We start from the raw sequence: 19,798 nt of genomic DNA, 5'->3' as shown, positions 1-19,798 counted from the left end.
CACACTGAAATTGCGGAATTGGGAATATCAGGCGTAAGTGAACGTCATCGGATCATGACCTGCGCGCGTCGGACCATCAAGCGCGTCAATCGCGGCATGCTCTTCAGGAGCAAGCGCGAAACCGAACAGATCAAGATTCTGCTTCTGTCGTTCCGCATGCGTCGACTTGGGGATGATGATTGTTCCATTTTCGATATGCCAGCGCAGAATCACCTGTGCCGGGGTGACCCCGTGCGCAGCTGCGATACGTTCAATCGTGCCATTTCCAGCGTTCAAATCAGCGCCGCGGGCCATTGGCGAATACGCTTCCACTGCAATGCTGTGCGCCTTGCAGTATGCCACAACCTCGCGCTGCTGCCAAGTCGGGTGCAGTTCAATCTGGTTGACGGTCGGATATTCACCGGTTTCCTCATACAAGCGGTCAAGATGTTCGGGCATGAAATTGCACACGCCCAGTGTGCGCACGCGGCCTTCCGCACGAAACTCCTGGAATGCCTTCCACGTTTCGCCGGAACGCCAGTCGAACGGAGTCGGCCAATGGAGCATATACATGTCGACGTAGTCGAGCTGCAGCAGACCCAGCTGCCGGTCGAACGCCTTGCGCGCGGAATCGTACCCCTGTTCCGAATCGCGCAGCTTCGTGGTCACCCACAGATTCTTGCGATGCTCGCCTTGCGTGAAGCCCGCATTGCGCAACGCACGCCCCACACCGGCCTCGTTGTTGTATCCCGCGGCACCGTCGATGTGCCGATAGCCGGCTTCCAGTGCGCTCTCAACTACGGGAGTAACGCCCTCATCGTCGATGCGCAGTACGCCCAAACCGATCTGCGGAATCAGATTGCCGTCGGAAAGCGTAACCATCGGAGTATGGAAAGTAGCCATGGAAACAACCTCTTGAATCGAATATGCGATGTTCTCTACACCAGTTTAGCGGGAGGCGTAACGGCCGTAACAATTCCATGCAGGTAAGCGCGCTATAACGTTGCGCGGATATGGAGGACAATATGGATTCAAAGAATGCAATGACTACTCCTCAACCACAATCTCACCAGCATTACGGGCACGCGCTTGCCGGCATCCTCGGCCCCGCTTTTGTGGCTGCTGTGGCATACGTGGACCCAGGCAACGTGGCTGCGAATGTTACTTCCGGAGCCACATACGGCTATCTGCTGGTATGGGTGCTCGTTCTGGCCAACTGTATGAGCGTGCTCATCCAATACCAGTCAGCCAAACTCGGCATCGTCACGGGCCGGAGTCTGCCGGAGATTCTGGGCGAACGTCTGGGGGATGCCGGCCGGTTCATGTTCTTCATGCAGGCTGAGGTGATCGCCATCGCCACGGATCTGGCGGAGGTGATCGGCGGAGCGATTGCACTGAAACTGCTGTTCGGTCTGCCGTTGTTCGTCGGCGGCTGCATTATCGGCGCGATTTCCACGGTGTTGCTGATTTTCCAGAAGGGGCCTACGCATCGTCTTTTCGAGAAGATGATCATCGCGCTGCTGTTGGTGATCACGTTCGGCTTCATCGCGGGTCTTTTCATCGACCCGCCGAATCCCACGCAGGTGGCAACGGGCTTGATCCCGCGTTTCAAAGGGTCCGCGACCGTGCTCATGGCCGCCTCGATGCTGGGAGCCACGGTGATGCCGCATGCGATTTACCTGCATTCCACACTCGTCAATGACCATTATTCCGCGGGGCAAAAGAAGCCTGACATCAAGACGCTGCTGCATGGCAGCAAGGTCGATGTGGTATGGGCGTTGCTTCTGGCCGGCACGGTGAATCTGGCGCTGCTGATTCTCGCGGCGAATTCGCTGTATGGCGTGACCGGCACTGATTCGATCGAAGGCGCGCAGCATGCCATCGCAGCCGCTCTGGGCCCTGTGATCGGCACGATTTTCTCAATTGGACTGTTGGCTTCCAGCCTGAGTTCCACATCGGTCGGCACGTATGCCGGCGCCGAAATCATGCATGGACTGTTGCGTATCAAAGCGCCGATGTGGGCATGTCGCGTGGTGACGCTTGTGCCGGCATTGATTGTACTGTGGTTTGCGAAGAATCCGACGGAGGCGCTGATCATAGGGCAGGTGATACTGTCGATCGGTATTCCGTTCGCGATCATTCCGCTGATGAAATACACTCACGATCGCTCATTAATGGGCGACTATGTGGATGGTCCGGTGAAATTCGCGATCAATATGGTAGTTGTTTCGCTGATTGTTGCGCTTAATGTGATTCTCGTCTTCCTCACACTTTCCGGCCGCTCCTGATGCACATCCCGTTTTCTGTGTGGATTACGGCCGCCAAACATTGCAATGAAAAACCGTATGCCAGTGCTTGGTAGATGGTCGCCAATACTGGTAGTACGAAGAACGACATCATGGAAAGGAAAATAATGCGATCAAGATTCTTGCGATATGAGATCAACATGAAGAGGCATAATGCGATTCCCAAGACCGCAATTGCCTGCGAAAGAAGATAGTAGTTACCGCGATGGTAACGATTGTGGTCATCGAAATAGTAGAAAAGACCAGTGAATTGAGTGATGATGAGTAAAAGAATTCCGCTTGCGGACAATGCGTAGACGGCATACAATGCGGCTGGTTTGCGATGATTATGGTTGCTTACTGTCAACCAAATATAGGTTGTGAATAAACTCATGAAAATATAATTAATGCAGAATACGGAGAAATTAACGAGTTGCACCATGTAGTATGCGGTTTCTCCGGGATTGTTGAGAAAATACTAGCTGAGCGCGTCGGCTCCAAGAAGAAGCATGCAGGCGATCTGCATAAGTATTTTGATGCGAGTGCGTCTGGTTTTTGTGGTGTGGCAATGAGAATTCCGCCTGTGCAAATCAGGCATATGAAAATGCCCCACAACTCCATGCAGATGTGGAACATGGCTCTAATTGTCATCATTACCCTCCGGCACTGCCTACGCCGAAAACTTGCCTACCGTTTTGCGTGTCATGATGCCTCTAAATGGGGGAGTGTTACCCCGAAATGACAAAAACAGGGATTCGTAAGCGAATATCCAGAGGAACGCCACCGGAATGCTGCCATGTGCCGCAATGCTGCCATGTGCTGCAATGCTGCCTCACAATCCACTCAGTAAGCGCAATTTCGCAGTCCTCAAGCATCCATGTCATATGGGCTGTCATATAGTTTTTTGCGTTTGAATGTGGAGAAGGTGATTGATGTCAGCGAAGCGGAACATGTCCCGAGCGCTTACTCGAGAGGAATCGTATCAGAACGGTCATTTAACGCGCACGGCGTTTATTTCCATTGCGATTCTTACATTTATTACGTTCGTCGGTAATTTCACGCAATTGCAGCTGAGCGCCGCGTTGCCGACGATTGTCAGCGATTTTGGTATTTCCGTTACGACCGGCCAGTGGCTTACGTCGATTTTCCAGCTGGTCATGGGCGTGATGGTGCCGCTTACGGCATACCTTACGAGGCGTTTTTCGACGCGCGAAATCGTGCTTGTTTCCATGGTCGTGTTTACGATCGGTTCGGTATTCGCCTGGCTTGGTCCAACATTTTTGATGGTGCTGATCGGGCGTTTGCTTGAGGCGGTTGGTACGGGTGTGATGTGGCCGGTGCTGCAGATCACCGTGTTTTCGATCTATCCGCTGTCTCGCCGCGGTTTCGCAATGGGCACGGTTGGCATGGCGATGAGCGTGGCTCCGGCGATCGGTCCGACGCTTGGCGGCGTGCAGACGGATTTGAACGGTTGGCGTTCAATTTTCCTCACGTTGACCATTATCGGCGTGATTTCACTGCTTCTTGCCTATTTTGGATTGCATAATTTCGGCGAGAACGATAAAACCGCGAAGGCTGACTTTTTCTCCGTTGGACTGTCTGTTTTCGGCTTTGGCGGCTTAATGTTCGGCTTTACGAATATTGAATCGTATTCGTTTGTAAATCCGATGGTTTGGCTGCCAATGTTGATTGGTATCACGGGAATTATTTGGTTTGTGTTCCGCCAGATTCATGGCGCTCGCAGGCAGGTCGAAAATCCTGAAGCGCAGCCGCCGTTGCTGAATTTGAGTGTGTTGAAGAATCGTAGTTTTACTGTTGGCACGATCACGGCCGCGCTTTCGTTCTTCGCGTTCAGTTCGATTATGGTGATCATGCCCCTGTATATTCAGGATTGCCGCGGCTATTCCGCTGCAATTAGCGGCCTAGTGATGCTTCCCGGCGCGCTCGGCCAGTGCATTTCGCAGTTTTTCGGCGGCAAAGTGCTTGACCGTTTCGGCGCACGCCCGGTGGCGTTGGTCGGCACGATTACTTTGTGTTTCGGCACGGTCATGATGAGTTTGATTTCCATGACCTCGTGGATTTGGTGGGTATCGATTTGGCAGTTTGTGCGCCAGATCGGCATGGGTTTCGTGTTGATGCCGATCACCACATGGTCGCTGAACTGTTTGGAACCGGAAGAGGTGAGCGCCGGATCCGCGGTGACGAATACGGTTCGTCAGATCGCGGGCGCGATTGGCGCCCCGGTGTTGGTTATTTTGATGGAGACGTTCACTTCGTTGCGTTGGGCTGCGCTCGGTGGCAAAAAAGCCGTGTATGCGGCTGCCAACGTGTTCGGCATTCAGTGGGCGTTGCGCATCAGCGCTGCGATTTGCTTTGTGATGGTGCTGATGGTGTTCTTCGGCGTGCGTGGCCAGGGTGCCGGTTCCACCCATGAAACCGTGCAGCGCGCCCTCAACCGCATGCGTGCCGCCTGAGCGTGCATGCTGCGACGGCTACTCTTCTTCGTTGGGCTTGTATTCCACTACGCTGAGGGCCACCACGCCTGCGCTGGTGTGCACGAACACATTGGCGCTCCCGCCTACGGCTTCCAAGCCTTCCACCAGGTGTGAGATTGGTTCGGAATCAAGCATCGGCAGCACTTGCGCCACGCCGTCTGCGTCGGTGACGGTGAGCGTATCGTCCAAATATCCGGAGGCGAGCGTCTCGTCGATGGCGTTTTCGAATTCGGCTAGCTTGCTGATTTCCTCTTCGGCGGCCTTGTTTGCGGCCACTTCCACAGCTTGCGCCACTTCTTCTCGTATTGCTTCTTCGCTCATGATTGCCTCTTTTGTTAAGCACCGTTTTGCAACCTATAGATTATCGGATGAACGTAGCAGAACGATTCCAAATGCCGGAAAGTGTCCATATAGTGGCACTCTTGTGAAGGCGTCACCCTAAATGCGCGCGGGAAACATATGTGGGAATGAACGTGGGTAGTGTTCACGAGAAGAGATGTTGTGAGAGAAGTTGTGAAAAACGATGCGTGAGACTACCGGTTGCAACATGTGACTGCATACGATTGCGGATTGCATGGAACGGGAAGATGAAACGGGAATATGGAATGGGGAAGGAGTGCGCATGACTCGACTTGGCGATGTTCAACGAAGTGAGACGCGTCGTGAAATGCGCGCTTCACTGCTTACGGCGTTGCTGTGGTTCGCATCCGCCGTCATCGTATTCGCGATGCTTCTGCGCATGCTGCCGAACAGTCTTGATGGTAAACGGTACGTGCCTTTGATCGTCGCGCTGATGCCGTGGCTGGGTTTGCTCTCCGTGATAATCGCAGTTTTTGCAACAGTTTTTCGCACTGTTGGCAAACGGAAACTTTTAGTCGCGTTAAGCGTATTGTGCGTGATCATCCAAATTATTTGGCATTGGGGGTATGTCGTTCCGACCAATGATCGTGCCATACAACCTTCTGCGACAGTGCGCGTTATGACGTTCAATACGAAGCAAGGTTGTGCCGATGCGCAGCAAATCGTGCAAACAATCAAAAGTGAGCATGTTGAAATTCTTGCAATGCAGGAAGTTTCATCAGGATTATTAGATCGGTTGCATGATGCTGGAATTGAGAGTTATCTTCCGTATTCTGTTTCCGCGCAACTTACTTGGCACGATAATGGCGGTGTGAACGTACTTTACAGTGCGTATCCGCTACAGAAAACAACACAAGATCTTATTCCTATTGAATCCAGTAGTATTCCTGCCGCGACAGTTGATTTCAATAGCAGAAAAGTACGATTTGGGTCGGTTCATCCGTTTTCTCCACGACCAAGCAATCAGGGATTATGGAATAAAAGTTTGGATTCCATAGCGCAATTACAGCATTACGATAATGGGGAATCGTATGTGCTGATGGGGGATTTTAATTCCACGTGGGATCATGCAAGCTTCAGATATCTGTTGGGTGATCGCTTTACGGATGCGGGGGAGAGTGCCGGCGAGGGATTGCATATGACGTATCCTTCGGTATTCCCGATCGCTGAAATCGACCACATTATTTACGACAGGGGCGTGCACGCCAGAAATTTGGAAACCAAGCGGATTCAAGGTTCCGACCATCTCGCACTGCTTGCCACCCTAACCATTGCATAGCGGCGGAAAGTGGCGGCGGAAACGAACTTCCGCGATAAGCCTGCAACTCAAGAAGCACGCTCCTTTGTCGGGGGTGTATGTGTTTCCTGCGGTATCCCCGAAGGGGTAAAATGGTTAAACCCCAAATTGTAATATCTATACCTGAGGTAAGATTGAGGATTGTAGTTTTCATTAGTTAGGTAGAGATACAAAGGGGTGTGCGGTATGCATATCATGTTCGTCTGTACAGGCAATATCTGCCGGTCACCTATGGGCGAACTTTTGCTCACTCGCTACCTCGCTGGCACCACTGTGCAGGTTTCTAGCGCCGGCACGCGTGGCCTTCCGCGATGCCAGATGGATCCGTCCAGTGCCAGACTTATGACCAGCGTCAACATTGAACCAAGCGGATTCCGATCCCGCAGACTCACCCGATCTATGGCTGAGAGTGCTGATCTGATTCTCTGTTTCGAGAAAGAACAGCGCAAAGACATCGTTGCCCTCGCGCCCGGCGCGGTCCGTTATACATTTCTGCTTAACGACTTTGCCAACATGTGCCAATACTGTGCGCAAAACGGCATGGTAAGCGGACTGACCATCCAGGAGCGCCTTGCTTCCGTTATCAAAGTCTCTTCTATGATTCGTCCGATGCTGCCCACTCCCAAAGACATCGCTGACCCGCACGGCAAGTCGTTCGACAAGTTCCGTGTTGCGGCCAACCAGACCAATGATGCTCTGCGAACCATGCTGAAAAGCATGAAAAAGCATTACAGCGTGGGTATAGCGCCTGTGCGCTCGCAGATTTGTTCTGTGCGGTCCACTGATACTTACAATATGTGGGCTTAGATGGCAGTGGCCGTCATGGTCGACGATTTCGTGCCGGTGCCTTCAGTCAGCGCCGGCACGAATCGGTCAGTACTGGTAGTTGACCTCGTTAGTCATTTTGCCGGATGGTGTCTGATCGATGGTCAGGTCACTTTCGGCCTTCGGCGAGGTGGTCACGTCGAGATCGAAAGTCACGCTTTCTCCGGGGGCGATATAAGCCACATTGGTGACCAGTTTTTGATCATCCATCACAGCATTGCTTTGGTCTCGTACGTCTCCGGATGAGGTGATCTTGCTGATGGAACCGCCCTTTGGTGCGTAAAACAGCATACGTTGCGCAGACGTTCCCGGAGCCGCAACAGGCTTACCCGTTACACCTGCCTGCTCGCCGCCCAGAATATAGCCGGTGCAGGTGGCCATTTCGCTGGAAGTCAGCGTATTGGTCAACGTGTAGGTGACATGGTAGGTTTTCGACCCATCGGCATTCTGACCGGTTTTGGTAATCTGCGACTTACGGTCGATATACCATCCCAACTTCGACGGATTCTGTTCGTTGAGGTAAATGCCCACTTCCGGATCGGTCTCGCTGTCTGGAGTGCCCTTGGCGAGTCCGGCACCTTGGAAATATTTGGCTTCATCATCATGGAACGTGTATGCGTAGAAATGGCGGTTCTTAGTTAATTCGCCGATGCTTTGAGCCACCTTCATCATCTTGGTGATGTCCATGTTGCTGAAGGCGTTGTTCATGATGGTGGAGGCGATGTATTCGAAATACGTGTCTTGTAGAGATACAGGAACTTCCTTATAGATGGTGTTGAGCATGTATTCAGCGGTATTTTTGCCAGTGAGCACAGTACCATCTTCCAACGTCACATTGCCGTTGATTTCCACCATTTTCTGGATGAACACAGGATCGACAGATACGATACCGTCAACATCGCAAGCATATTGGGAACGCTGCCAAGCTTCATTCATCATTTCCGCATTGCGGGCGATGTCTGGCACCGCGAACGTATCGCGAATATCGAAGGAGAATCCCAGGGGTCCCTTGAATACGGAATGTTCCGAAGCATTGCCATTACTGCCGTTAATGAAGTCTCCATTGTGATGGAACTCACCGACTTGAATTTGTCCATGATCGGTCTGCAACGTACCCATGGAGCCCACCAGTCCGCCGCCGGAACGTTGTTCGGAAGTGGTCTGCGCCACCAGCAGATACGTTCGGGCACCGTTCTGTCCCAAGAAGGAGGGGAGCATCTGTAGCGCATTGTTCACTTGCTCCACCATGTCCGTAACCTTGGTGAACTGGCTGCGACTCTGCGAATATGCCTTCTTTACCATGCCGATACGTGGCTCAGGCAGATTGCTGAGCTTCGAATTCAACGACTTCACCTGCTTGCTTACCGAAGAGAAGTCGTCTTGCGCATCCACGATGGGCTGAAGATTCAACTGGCCATTTTCGCCGCTGATCTGCGCGTTCGCAAGCTGTTGTACCACATCGGTGAGTGACGGCAGTGTTTGTTGCACCAAATCATCCACCACCTGCGTCATGCCCTGCACGTTGGTAACATCACCGCCCACAACCGGCATCTTTGACAACATGTTCCACAGTGTTCCATTGGCAATATCTCTTGCTGCGGCGGTATGGGTCTGTGCCTGCTTGATCGCGGCGGCCGACGCTTGCGCATCCTTCAACGTATTGACGTTGGTGATGGCCGAAATAGACGAGACCGCCTGCTCCTCGTGAGCTTTGACTTCCTTCGCCTGCTTGTAGAAATTCAGACCGACGACGCCCCCGGCAATGACCAGCAGGATGAGCAGTGCCGTAATAACAAGAAATGTATTGCGAAGCTTATGAGAACGGGCGGCGTGAGCGCTCGCATGTTGAGACATTAATCCCCCTCTGTTAGGTGTTCCAGCCTTTTATCATGGCACATTCGTATGGATAAATAGTGAAAAAGCGATTGCTGCCTGATAAAAACCGACTCTATTTCTAGGGGGTAAGGTAGCATTTCTTAAGGTTTTTGACATACGGAGATGAGGGGTTCAGTGACTTCCGCAGAGAACACTAATGTCCAGCAGGTTGTCGTTGAAGATGATTCTGAAGACGGCATCACGCTGATGGATTTGATGCGTATCATTCGCAAGCATCTGGTCACCGCTGCCATCGTATTTGTGATGGTTTTCGCCGGGGTGACTGCGTACACCTTCTTGGTTCCACCGAAGTATACCGCCACGGCTCAGGCTATGGCTACGTACAATGCATCCCAGGGGGATGATGCGGGCATTAGCCAGCAGTACACGGGTGGCACGTACATCGCCGGCCAGATCACGTCGTATACAACGTTGGCAACCACCGAAACCGTGCTTGAGCCGGTCATCAAGGATCTTGGACTGGATACTTCAGTGAAGAGTCTGGCCGAGCAACTGACTGTCACCAATCCTACGGACACCGCGTTCGTGAACATTTCCGCGGAAGACGGTGACGCGCAGCAGGCATCCGACATTGCCAATGCAGTGGCAGTGTCTATGCAGAACGTGATTCAAAACGATCTGTATTCCGCAGCAGATAAGTCTCCGGTGAAGATCTCCATCGTGCAGAGGGCGCGTGTTCCTGAAAGCCCGAGCTCGCCGAATAAGCCGCTGTATCTGGCGGTCGGCGTGGTCGCAGGTCTGGTGCTTGGAGTGTTCGCCGCACTGCTGAAAGACATGCTGAACACTAAGGTCGAGGAGACTTCCGACGTGCGCAGCTTGGTTGGGGCGTCTTCCTTGGGTTCCGTGCCTCAGGATAATTCCCTAGGTGAGAAGCGCCCAGTGCTCGTCAGCCAACCTAATGGCCCTATCGCTGAGGAATTCCGCCGTATTCACACCAATATCGAATTCTTGCAGACCGATAAGGTTGCGGGCAAGGGGCAGCTACTGGTCATTACCAGTGCGCAGCCTTCTGAGGGCAAGACTACCATGTCAATCAACTTGGCTGCGGCCTTGGCTGAAGGTGGTGCTCGCGTGCTGTTGGTCGACGCCGATTTGCGTCATCCTTCCGTTGCTCATCATTTGGGTCTTGAAGGTTCTGCCGGTTTGGCGCACGTGCTTTCTGGCCAGATGTCTCCGAAAGATGTGGTGCAGAACTACTGGAAGCCGAATCTGCATATTCTTCCTGCTGGTAAACGCCCGGCGAATGCTGGCGTGCTTCTTGGGTCAGACACCATGCGTATGATGGTCAAGCAAGCTTTGACCCAGTACGATTATGTTATTATCGATACCGCTCCGTTGAGTGTTTCCAACGATGGTACCGTGTTCGGTCGTTGGGCCAAGGGTCTGGTTCTGGTGACCGGTCGTGGCGTGTGCGAGAAGAAGGAACTTAAGGAGATTTCCGAATCCTTGCATACAGCCGAAGTTCCGGTGCTTGGTTTCATCTTCAACTATGCCGATCCGAAGAAGACGCATTCCAATTCGAACTACTATTACTACTACGAGGATGCTCCGCGGAAGAAAAGCCACAAAAAGTAGCCACAAGTAGTGTATGAGGCGTGAACATGGGACCGGAGCGTGAAGCTTCGGTCTCACGCTATAATAAGGAATTAACATGGGTGACAACAACAATACTGTGCCGAATCTGTCGCATCTTGTTTCGTCGGGAGATTCTTTGGACTCTCAGGGCGAGCAGCAGACCAAGGCGCAGTCGGCTTCCGAACATGATGTGGTGGATACGTTCTGGGATATTCCACCGATCACCTTCTCGGAAGTTGAGTCGGCTGTGGAACGTGGCGAGGCATCCGATGCGGCTTATGCGCAGGCTGCAGCCACAAGCATGACTGCTGCCACGTCATCCACCCCGGTGAGTGATGCGCCCACGGTAAACCTTCGTGTTGAGGATTTTCCGAATAGTGCAGGAAAACATATTTCTGGTGCTGACAACGATTCCACCCCGTCGCTCGAGCCTGATTCGATGTCTTCTTCGACCGCAACGCTCGATGCTACACAGTCTGCTGATGCTTCACCATCTGCTGAATCTGCCGAGAGAACTGTTTCGTTTGCATCTCCGGTAGAGTCGGCCTTTTCTGTGGATTCCACTATGCCGCTTTTTGTGGATTCTCCTGCCTCTGCTTCTACTACCTTCATACCTGAAAGCCTGCCCATGCCAGATGACCTGTCTGACATGGAAAACGATGAGCATGATCCATTGAGGCTTCTTCCGGTTCCGCCAAAGAAGTCACATCGCAAGACAATTATTATTACCGTTGCGATTGTGGCCATAGTGGCGTTGGTCGCCGCGGGCGTTGGATTTGGTGTTTGGCAGCGCCAGCAGTATGACCAAGGGCTTGAACGGAACGAACAGCACCGTACCGCGTTGAGCATGTGCAAAAAGTCTTCCAAGGCATATGAGAAGGCTGTGAAGGAACACAAGTCGGCGTTGAAGAACGCCAAAGCGTTGCAGAATGTGAAAAGCGATCAGGTTTCGGATGCGAAAACGTTGACCGCGTTGCAGTCTGCAGTGAAAGATGCGCAGAATCTTACGGCGGTGGGGGAGTGCAGTGCTGATTTGAGCAACGCTGAACTTCGCCAGCGCAGTAAAGCCATGAACGAGCAACTGCCTACGTTGCAAAGCCAGTCCAAGACCTTGAATGATTCTGCAACAGCCGTTACGAACAGTCAGAAGGCTAAGGGGAAGCAAGACAACGCTGATGCGCTGAAGAAGCTTGAAACAGCCATCAATAATGCGCAGTCACTGCTTGACGATAGCTTGTACCAAGTGGCGGATGATTCCACACGAGTGACGTTGCAAAGCGCCATTGATCATGCTTTGGAATTGTTCAATGGCAACAGTACCGATACTAATGCCATTAACCAGTCGATAACGGATTTGCAAACCGCCTCTGATGATGTGAATGCTTCCATGAACGCGTTGGCTGCGCAGCAGCAACAGCAACAACAGAGCAATACTGGCAATTCGTACAACTACCAGTACACGCGGCAGCCTTCCGGCGGATTGACTCCCTCGGCTCCTATTACACCTGGCAATAATCCTGGTTCAGGTAGTAATCCTAGTACCGGTAGTAATAACTCTGGTTCTGATGCCAATCCTGGCAGTAATCCTAGTACCGGTAGTAATCCCGGCAATAACGGTTCTAATTCCGGTTCCGGCAGCGATTCTGGCTCTGGCTCGCAGACTCCAAGCGATCAGGGTGTGCTCTGAATCTTTTTGGGTTCGCTCTTGCCGAGCTTTTGAATGTTCTTCTGCCCTAAGGTGTTATGCACTGGGAAATAGTGGGGTATGACGCGGTTCATGGGGTGTTTGTATCACCTGGATGGATCGCGTCTTTTTTGCATGCAATACTGACACATCAGTAGGAAAACTTTCCTATAGTATTTGAATTGTGGTGTATCTTTTACTATTGATTTTTATTCTTTACTTCTATAAAGAATTTCTGGGGAATTACCGACATGATTGCAATACTACTGATATAGAGTTAGTTACTCTACTATTTGTCTAGTTTCTTTCGGTAGTGGATTTGCTTTTTAAGTAGATTGTGTGAGATAATTTTTCAACGCTGTAGTACTGTTATTTTGTTTTCTTTATCCCTCAGAGCTGAGGGTGGTCTACACGCATTTCGGTGCGTTTGAAATAGTTAATCACCGCTCCATGCAAGGAACGATCATGTATAAGCATGAAAAGCAGGCGGTCGAACGCCTGCAATCAAACCACATCCATATGTTGTCAACGCTTTCGACGGCGATTATCGCGTCTTTCTTGATTATCTCATTATCGGGAACGCTGTTGTTTCCCGTGATGGCGTTTGCAGATGAGCCGCAGCCGGTCGCTCAAGTGGACAACACGACCTATATGAGCGTGCAAGACGCAATTGGCCATACGTCGATGAAGAACAATACGGTCACATTGCTTACCGATACTACGGAAAGCATCACCGTCACCCCATCGAAAGTGGTGCGCGGGGTCACGCTCGAATTGAACGGACATACGCTCAATGCCAGCAATACCACGGCAATCACCGTTCCTGCCAACATGCAGCTCGCCATCACCGGATCGGGCACGGTTGTCGGCGGAGATAATCCCGCAATCGACTGCCGTGGAGCATTGCAGATTCAAGGTGGTAACTTCACATCGAACACTACGCTCATGCGGTTCGCAGAAACAGGCAGCGCCTCTGCCGAGGCCAGTATTTCCGCAGGAACATTCACCGTACCAACACTGATTGGCGTGTTGGATGATGTAGAACACCTCGGCCATGTGAGCATTCGCGGCGGTGAATACCATGGCGCAATCCCCGCCGGGCTTGACACGCTTGTGCTCATGGGCGGTTCATTCTCCACTACGGAGAATCTCACACCCTACTTGGCCGACATGGCAGGCCTAATTCCAAACGGAGACGACGGCATGTTTAATATCAGTGAGCTGGCTATTTCAAGTGATTACCCCACGGTAGCACTTGAGCAAGGCTCAACCTTGCAGAAGCTAACCAACGACAGTCTGCTGGACCTCACCAGAACCAAACTGAACGGTATTTCCGATTATCGTCTCGTAGCGGATGTCGAGCAACTGCAAGCTCTGAACAAGCAGATCGAGCTCGCGCTGCAGGCAGTCGCCAAGCGAAAGGCATTTGATGCGGTAAGCCAAACCGTCACCATCACTGCAACACGCAATGCTGAAACCGCCGATGGGGGAGCGGACCCGCAATTCCGTACCTCCGGCCATGATGAAATCAGCACGCAAGTAACAGTGAACATCAAATCCATCGCCAAGCCAGAAGAGCCGGTCAAGCCAGACAAGCTAGATGAGCCTGGTAAGCCCGCCGAGCCCAAGCAGTCAGACATGCCCCGTACCGGCTCTGCAATCCAAGCGCTCGCAGTCGCATCGCTTCTGTTGCTGGTCGCTGCCGCTGTCTGCGCATTCGTAACGAGCCGACTGCGGTCTTCATAACTGCACAAGCTCGCATCTGCGTTATATAGGCGAGACATGGGCAAGAATCCGGATGTTATTGAGGCAGCGCACATGGTATTGCATCTAATGAAAGCCGGCATGGCGATCTACGGTTATCCGGCGGTAGCGATAACGTCCGAATTCTTGCGTGCTTTGGGTTTCCGTCTTTGATGTGAAAGGCATGGCCCGCGTCCTGTGCACGATTTCTTCATTCGCCAAAACGAAAGAACCGAGGTTGGAAACCAGGAGACGGAACCATGCCCGAGAATGCCATGCGGATTGATCGGCACACGCCCGGGACCAGGCTCGACCGGCTTGTCACGCAGAAGGCGTCCGAGGTACTCAATGCGATGCCCGACGCTTCAGGCCGACGAGATCGTCGGGTGTCCAGATACGAGCGTTCCGGCGGACGGAAGGCCTACCGGGCCAGCCACTACGAGCGGAGCCTGACCGCCAAGGCCGGCAGGCTCGGGCTCAAGGTGCCGAAATTGAAGGGCGCCCCCGTTTGTATTTCGTCAAATTGAGGTGGACGCTTTCGGCACTTAATCTGAACACCTTCGGCGTTCAGCTTGAACACCGTCGGCGGTTGGTTCCTTGTTTTTTGTTGTTTGTCTGGTTTATTTCATGAGGGAGTGTCTGTTCCGGTAGGATTCGCCGTGGAAGCGGAGGATCCTGCCGTGGTGGACGATGCGGTCGATGACCGCGGCGGCCATGTCCCCGTCGCCGAACACGTCGCCCCATCTGCCGGACTCGAGGTTCGAGGTGAAGATGACGCTGCGGGTCTCGTAGCTGTCCGCGATGACCTGGAACAGAAGCCTGGCCCCGTCGATGTCGATGGGCAGGTAGCCGAGCTCGTCGATGATGACCAGCCCGGCCCTGCCTATCGACTTGAGCTCGGCGTCCAATCTGTTGTCGTCCTTGGCCTTCCTCAAACGCATGACCAGGCTGGAGGCGGTGAAGAACCTCACGGGTATCATGCGTTGGCATGCGAGCATGCCGATCGCGATGGCCAGGTGGGTCTTGCCGCAGCCGATGTCGCCGTAGAGCACGAGGTCCTCGGCCCGGTCGACGAATTCCAGGCTTTCCAGCTGTTCGCGGCCCCAGTCGGCGGGGAACGAGGCCATGCTCCAGTCGTATCCCTCCAGGGTCTTGCTCTGGGGGAAGCCGGCCTGTCCGGGCAGCCGCCGCCGTTTGGATTCGGCCCGGCTCGCGTTCTCCTTCTCGAACAGGTTGGCCAGGAAGCCGAGCTGGCCGGGCGTGGCGTCCTCCAGGGCCTTCTCGAGCACGCTGTGTGTCAACGGCAGGTTGCGGGCGAGGCCCATGACCTGTTCCGGCGTGACCTTGTCAAGAACGCGGCCGCCGCGCTGCCGCGGTTTTTGCTGGCTCATTCGGCCTCCTTCATGTATTTGTCGTAACGCTTCAAATCCTGCCCGCCTTCGGTTCCCGCACCCTCGAGGATGCGTTTGGCACATGTGCCGATCGCCGCGCGGTCGACGGTCCGTCCCGCGTTGATGACGGTCTCCACCGCTTTGACCGTGGCGGCGAACCCGCAGTCGGCGGCAACGGCTCGGATGTCGTCGAGCAGATTGGAGCGCGTGCGTGCGTCCATGCGGTCGAGCAGGGCTCGCACGGTTTCGGGGAAATCGTTCCTGATCGGGCTTTCGCCCCATATGCGGGGCTTTCGCGCGATGATCGCGAGCAGGCTCGCCGGATCCACCTGGGTTTTCGCCGAATGGCCCCAAATCCTCTCCAGCGTGGTGATCGTTTCGCCGTCGGGGCCCCGCAGTTCGATCTCGAAGACGCGCACCCCGGCCTGCAGGCGCATGGAACGCCATTTCGGTCCGGCCAGATACCGGTTCGCGTCGATCGTGACGGCGCCGGTCTTGTCGGCCTTCACGCTCCTCCAGTCGCACGGGTCGAACCGCACGCCGGGCAATGGAAGCATGTGGTCCTTCTCCGCCTCGAATAGTTCGATCATCGGAACATCATGCCGGTAGTGATCCGACCCGGCGACGCGTTCGCACTCGTCAAGCCACACGCGCGTCAGCGTTTGGAAGCTCTCGGCCGACGGCATCGGCACCATCAGGTTGCGCCTGACGAAGCCGACGGCGTTCTCCACGCTGCCCTTCTCATGGCCGGAATATGGGTCGCGGAACCGCGGCTCGAACCCGTAATGCGCGCAGAACAGGGAGAACAAGCGGGTCTGGGTGACCGTGCCGTCCGGCCTGCGATGGCCCACGCCGGTGGCGTTGTCGAACACCACCACCCTAGGCGCCATGCCCATGCGCTCGAAGATCCACAGCAAACCCTGGCACACGCACTCCGAGGTCTCGCCGGGAAGGGCGACCACCCAGCGCATGTTCGAATACGGGAACGACACCACCAGGAAATGCACCACGCGTTCGACTCCGGCGATCACGGCCCTGGCCTGGCCGAAATCGACCTGCGCGCTTCCCGGCGCCCACTCCAACTCGGCGAAGCCGTCCGACTCCATGCGATGCTCCCGTCGCCAGCGCTTGACCCAACGCTGCACCGACGAATACGAGCCCGTGAACCCGCACTCCGCCACGAGCCGCTCGTACACGCGCGTCGCGGTGTGGCGTTGCTTGACGGGCATGCGCAGATCCGCGGTCAGCCACCCGTCCACGACGGCCGAATACCCCGCGTCGACCAGCGACCTGCCCGCATGCCCCGAGCCAAGGGGCTTGGGAGAGTAATCCCCGTGGTTGGCGTACTTGACCACGGTCGTGCGCGATACGCCGAGTTTCCGCGATATCTCCCTGTGGCTCAAGCCCTGGCGGTCGAGCTGCCTGATACGCTGTTGAACACACACCGGTGTCGTCATTTCCTTTCCTCCCGAGAACCATCAGTTTGGTTGACAGGCACTCTGGAATCCATCAAGGAACCGGACGATGCCGGTGTTCTCATTCCACCGGCGCCATCACCGCCGACACCGTCCAAATTGAACGCTCAAGGTGTACAGAAACAAGTGCCGACAGTGAACACCTTTATTCGATCACACACACCGTTCGCGTCCGCGGTGATCGAACGCGGCCTGAAGGGCGTCCGGCTCGTGGTCGGCGACCGGTGCGCGGGACTGGTCGCCACGGTGGACTCGATGCTGCCGAAGGCGAGGTGCCAGCGGTGCATGGTGCACTTTTTGCGCAACGTGCTCTCCAAGGTGCCGCCCAGCCACCGCGAATGGGCGTCGGCGGCCCTGAAGGCCGTGTTCGCCATGGAGTCCCGGGAATCCGCGTTGGACAAGGCCGAGACCGTCACCGCGGAGATGGAGGCCAGGAGGCTGAAGGCCACGGCGAACTGTCTGCGGGAGAGAATCCGGGGACCTAACTGCTGGATGAGTTCCCGGACGGGCACCGCAGGAGAATCCGCACGAGCAACATGGTCGAACGGCTGAACCGGGAGATCAGGCGGCGCAAGCGCGTGGCCGGCGGCTTCCCCCGACGGCTTCCCCGACGGTGACAGCGCGTTGATGCCCATATGTACCCGCATCCGCTACGTCACTGCGAACGAATGGTCGACCTGCCGCTACCTCGACATGTCTCGGTTCGATGGCAACCTCGTGGAAGCGAACTGATCATCGTGCCATGGACGGCCATGATCCAAAGTGTGCAACTTTTCGGGCACTACCCTCCCTCCTAATCCAAGAAGTTGCAGAAGTTGATTAACAGGAATAAAGAAACGCTTAAAGCTACCATAACGGACGAGCAGAAAGAATTGTTCGAGAAATATACCGATTGTGTGCAAGCGCATCAAACCACCACGGATTGCCTGGTATTTCAGAACAGTTTTAGACTGGGTGCCAGAATGATGTTAGAAGTTATGGAAGAATAATTGAGCATATAGCAGCTCATCGATCAGCAATGACCGGTGAGCTGCATTTCGTTGTTCGCTAATTAGATGCTTCCATAAATTGTCGATAGGTTAGAATATTTTCTTTACCGGTTAGTTTTACCAAAAAAGTTCTGAATGAGGAATCTATCGGCACGGTGACAAAAAAGAACAACCGCTTTTTTGGCCTTGAACAACAAACATAGAAAAGATTCCGGTTTCGCTCATACGATGCTTCTTTGCCTTTAGGAATAGAAGCATGACCTGTTATCATTGGCGCATAGGTTTCAAATTGGTACTGGTTCCATCCCTTGCTGATAACAAAAACAACATTATCGTATTCTTCGCCCTTTACGCCATGTTCTGTTGAAAATTGTGCGTCTGGATATAGAAAATCCCTAACAGCAATAAATTGTGCATAATCTAGCTGTAAAAACTGATGAATTGTGGCCTTTGATGCATACATTGTTTCTGGAGCATCCATATAAAGTCGGTACCATCCATCCACTTTAGGCGGAATGGGTATCAGTTGACTATCAATGATAGTCTTCAAAACGTCAATAGCTTTTTGTGTGCGAACTTCTGTTAGTTGCTCATACAGCATTTTCCATTTGGTTTTTTCGGATTTTTTTGCAATTGGATACCGCTTGATTCCGAGCGTGTCAAAAAGCAACTGGGTGTTCGAAGTATCAAGCGCATGATATATCGATTCTATCGTATCAGCAAAGAAAATAAGAAAAGGATCTTCCTTGTTGCGCAACGCATCATTCAGTATATCCAAAAGTTGCTCGTAGCCTTGTTGAGAAGCAAGAACTTTGTGCGTAATCATCAGAACTTTAAGATCTTCATCAGCAGGTGTGTTCTGCTCAATTTTTGTTACGATAGTGTTCAGTCTTGCCTTAAACTCGGCAGCCGGCAATTCATTTTTGAAATTACGTTCTGTGCGACGAGCTCCCGAATAATCATCACACGTAATCACTAAAACTTCACCGTCAAATCCATCAATGGCTGATTTTTGCGGCAATTCAGGACGGATATTATTTAAAAGTTGAACAATCCTTGGCGCAGATCGGAAATTTGATCCCTTCTTTATTACCTCGATTTTTTCGTGTTCAATTTCTCCACAGGCTTTGTTTGACTGATAGATGGTTTGCCAAGCATCGCCGAAAAAGCCGAACTGCGGTCCAGCACTTTTTGCTATGAAAAAATTAATAAAGCGATCAATAATCGGCTTATAGGAGTCCTGATATTCATCAATCAATATCAAAGGGTATTTATCTGCAAATACCCGGCGAAATTTAGCGTTATCAAGAAGTTGGCAGAAGAGCTTTAGAACGTCGTCATGATAGAGGTACTGAACACCATTTTCCTTGTAGCGATGCCCCAAAGTATATGCAACTTCGGTGACCTGATTAAAGTCACCTTCGTCTGGCAGATAATCGGGATTTGTTGTGACAGCTTCGATTAAAACACCCTGATACTGTTTGATTGCATTCCATGCAAACGAGTGAACTGTAGAGGGAAGAATAAATGAATCTTTGGCAAGTCTTTCTGCAATTATATCCACAGCCGCATTTGTATATGTAATACAGATCACATTTTGTTTCTTTCGGCTATAGGCAGACCATTTATTTGCTTGTATCCATTCAATAACTCGATTCAGAGAGTACGTTTTTCCAGAACCCGCACCAGCTTCAACACGGAAACTGTGTCCTGATTTAAGCGCTTCGATAATCCGTGCATCAACCTTATCGGCTTCTGCTTTTGCAATACCATAATTTACGCCAATACACTCTTTACTCATGAA

At 53.0% G+C, this 19,798-nt stretch carries 16 protein-coding genes and 2 pseudogenes; 11 read left to right on the top strand and 7 right to left on the bottom strand.

Annotated elements, in window-relative coordinates; all coding sequences use genetic code 11:
- Positions 1-27: 27 nt before the first annotated feature.
- A complete protein-coding gene (locus tag CE168_RS07200; RefSeq protein ID WP_099571757.1) occupies positions 28-882 on the bottom strand; it encodes an aldo/keto reductase in 855 nt (284 codons plus the stop codon).
- A gap of 140 nt (positions 883-1,022) precedes the next feature.
- Here CE168_RS07200 and CE168_RS07195 point away from each other — a divergent pair, with 140 nt between their 5' ends.
- Positions 1,023-2,267 (top strand): Nramp family divalent metal transporter, encoded by a 1,245-nt coding sequence (locus CE168_RS07195; protein ID WP_099571808.1) that lies wholly within the window; start codon positions 1,023-1,025, stop codon positions 2,265-2,267.
- Here CE168_RS07195 and CE168_RS07190 read toward each other — a convergent pair.
- A complete protein-coding gene (locus tag CE168_RS07190; protein ID WP_180753747.1) occupies positions 2,245-2,658 on the bottom strand; it encodes a hypothetical protein in 414 nt (137 codons plus the stop codon). The genes CE168_RS07195 and CE168_RS07190 overlap by 23 nt on opposite strands.
- A 538-nt stretch (positions 2,659-3,196) precedes the next feature.
- On the opposite strand from CE168_RS07190, the gene CE168_RS07185 reads away from it, so the two are divergent.
- A complete protein-coding gene (locus tag CE168_RS07185; RefSeq protein WP_099571756.1) occupies positions 3,197-4,738 on the top strand; it encodes an MDR family MFS transporter in 1,542 nt (513 codons plus the stop codon).
- An 18-nt stretch (positions 4,739-4,756) separates the two neighbouring features.
- Here CE168_RS07185 and CE168_RS07180 read toward each other — a convergent pair whose 3' ends face one another.
- Positions 4,757-5,080: a hypothetical protein gene (locus CE168_RS07180; protein WP_180753746.1), complete on the bottom strand. Its 324-nt coding sequence runs from the start codon at positions 5,078-5,080 to the stop codon at positions 4,757-4,759.
- A 301-nt stretch (positions 5,081-5,381) separates the two neighbouring features.
- Here CE168_RS07180 and CE168_RS07175 point away from each other — a divergent pair, with 301 nt between their 5' ends.
- Positions 5,382-6,398, top strand: a complete 1,017-nt coding sequence (locus CE168_RS07175; RefSeq protein ID WP_099571754.1) for an endonuclease/exonuclease/phosphatase family protein — start codon at positions 5,382-5,384, stop codon at positions 6,396-6,398.
- A gap of 204 nt (positions 6,399-6,602) precedes the next feature.
- Complete coding sequence (locus CE168_RS07170; RefSeq protein WP_099571753.1) at positions 6,603-7,223, top strand: arsenate reductase/protein-tyrosine-phosphatase family protein; 621 nt, start codon at positions 6,603-6,605, stop codon at positions 7,221-7,223.
- A gap of 66 nt (positions 7,224-7,289) precedes the next feature.
- Here CE168_RS07170 and CE168_RS07165 read toward each other — a convergent pair whose 3' ends face one another.
- Entirely contained in the window at positions 7,290-9,095 is a 1,806-nt protein-coding gene (locus CE168_RS07165; protein ID WP_099571752.1) for a DUF4012 domain-containing protein, read from the bottom strand.
- Positions 9,096-9,314: 219 nt separating this feature from the next.
- On the opposite strand from CE168_RS07165, the gene CE168_RS07160 reads away from it, so the two are divergent.
- The 5 genes and pseudogenes from CE168_RS07160 to CE168_RS07145 all read left to right on the top strand — a co-directional run.
- On the top strand, positions 9,315-10,712 hold the full coding sequence (locus CE168_RS07160; protein ID WP_442861947.1) for a polysaccharide biosynthesis tyrosine autokinase: 1,398 nt from the start codon (positions 9,315-9,317) through the stop codon (positions 10,710-10,712).
- Positions 10,713-10,788: 76 nt separating this feature from the next.
- Positions 10,789-12,399 carry a hypothetical protein gene (locus CE168_RS07155; RefSeq protein ID WP_099571750.1) on the top strand — a complete coding sequence of 537 codons (1,611 nt, stop codon included), beginning with the start codon at positions 10,789-10,791 and terminating at the stop codon, positions 12,397-12,399.
- A 462-nt stretch (positions 12,400-12,861) separates the two neighbouring features.
- Positions 12,862-14,142 carry a hypothetical protein gene (locus CE168_RS07150; RefSeq protein WP_099571749.1) on the top strand — a complete coding sequence of 427 codons (1,281 nt, stop codon included), beginning with the start codon at positions 12,862-12,864 and terminating at the stop codon, positions 14,140-14,142.
- 36 nt (positions 14,143-14,178) lie between these two features.
- A complete protein-coding gene (locus tag CE168_RS09270) occupies positions 14,179-14,313 on the top strand; it encodes a hypothetical protein (protein WP_272896521.1) in 135 nt (44 codons plus the stop codon).
- Between the two features lie 86 nt (positions 14,314-14,399).
- Positions 14,400-14,642, top strand: a pseudogene (locus CE168_RS07145) (transposase); the annotation flags it as partial.
- Between the two features lie 117 nt (positions 14,643-14,759).
- Here the strand turns inward: CE168_RS07145 and istB are convergent.
- Both istB and istA read right to left on the bottom strand, forming a co-directional pair.
- Entirely contained in the window at positions 14,760-15,464 is a 705-nt protein-coding gene (istB, locus tag CE168_RS07140) for an IS21-like element helper ATPase IstB (RefSeq protein ID WP_427277907.1), read from the bottom strand.
- Positions 15,465-15,526: 62 nt separating this feature from the next.
- Positions 15,527-16,987, bottom strand: a complete 1,461-nt coding sequence (gene istA, locus CE168_RS07135) for an IS21 family transposase (protein WP_099571747.1) — start codon at positions 16,985-16,987, stop codon at positions 15,527-15,529.
- A 195-nt stretch (positions 16,988-17,182) separates the two neighbouring features.
- Between istA and CE168_RS07130 the strand changes: the two are divergent.
- Positions 17,183-17,737, top strand: a pseudogene (locus CE168_RS07130) (transposase); the annotation flags it as partial.
- A gap of 74 nt (positions 17,738-17,811) precedes the next feature.
- A complete protein-coding gene (locus tag CE168_RS09370; RefSeq protein WP_427277898.1) occupies positions 17,812-17,994 on the top strand; it encodes a DUF6809 family protein in 183 nt (60 codons plus the stop codon).
- Between the two features lie 58 nt (positions 17,995-18,052).
- On the opposite strand, the gene CE168_RS07120 is transcribed toward CE168_RS09370, so the two are convergent.
- Complete coding sequence (locus tag CE168_RS07120; protein ID WP_099571746.1) at positions 18,053-19,795, bottom strand: UvrD-helicase domain-containing protein; 1,743 nt, start codon at positions 19,793-19,795, stop codon at positions 18,053-18,055.
- Between the last annotated feature and the right edge of the window lie 3 nt (positions 19,796-19,798).

The sequence above is a fragment of the Bifidobacterium sp. N5G01 genome (genome assembly GCF_002742425.1).
Classification (GTDB): domain Bacteria; phylum Actinomycetota; class Actinomycetes; order Actinomycetales; family Bifidobacteriaceae; genus Bifidobacterium; species Bifidobacterium hominis.
Note: the sequence above shows the minus strand (reverse complement) of the source record. Positions and strands in the feature narration are given on the sequence as shown.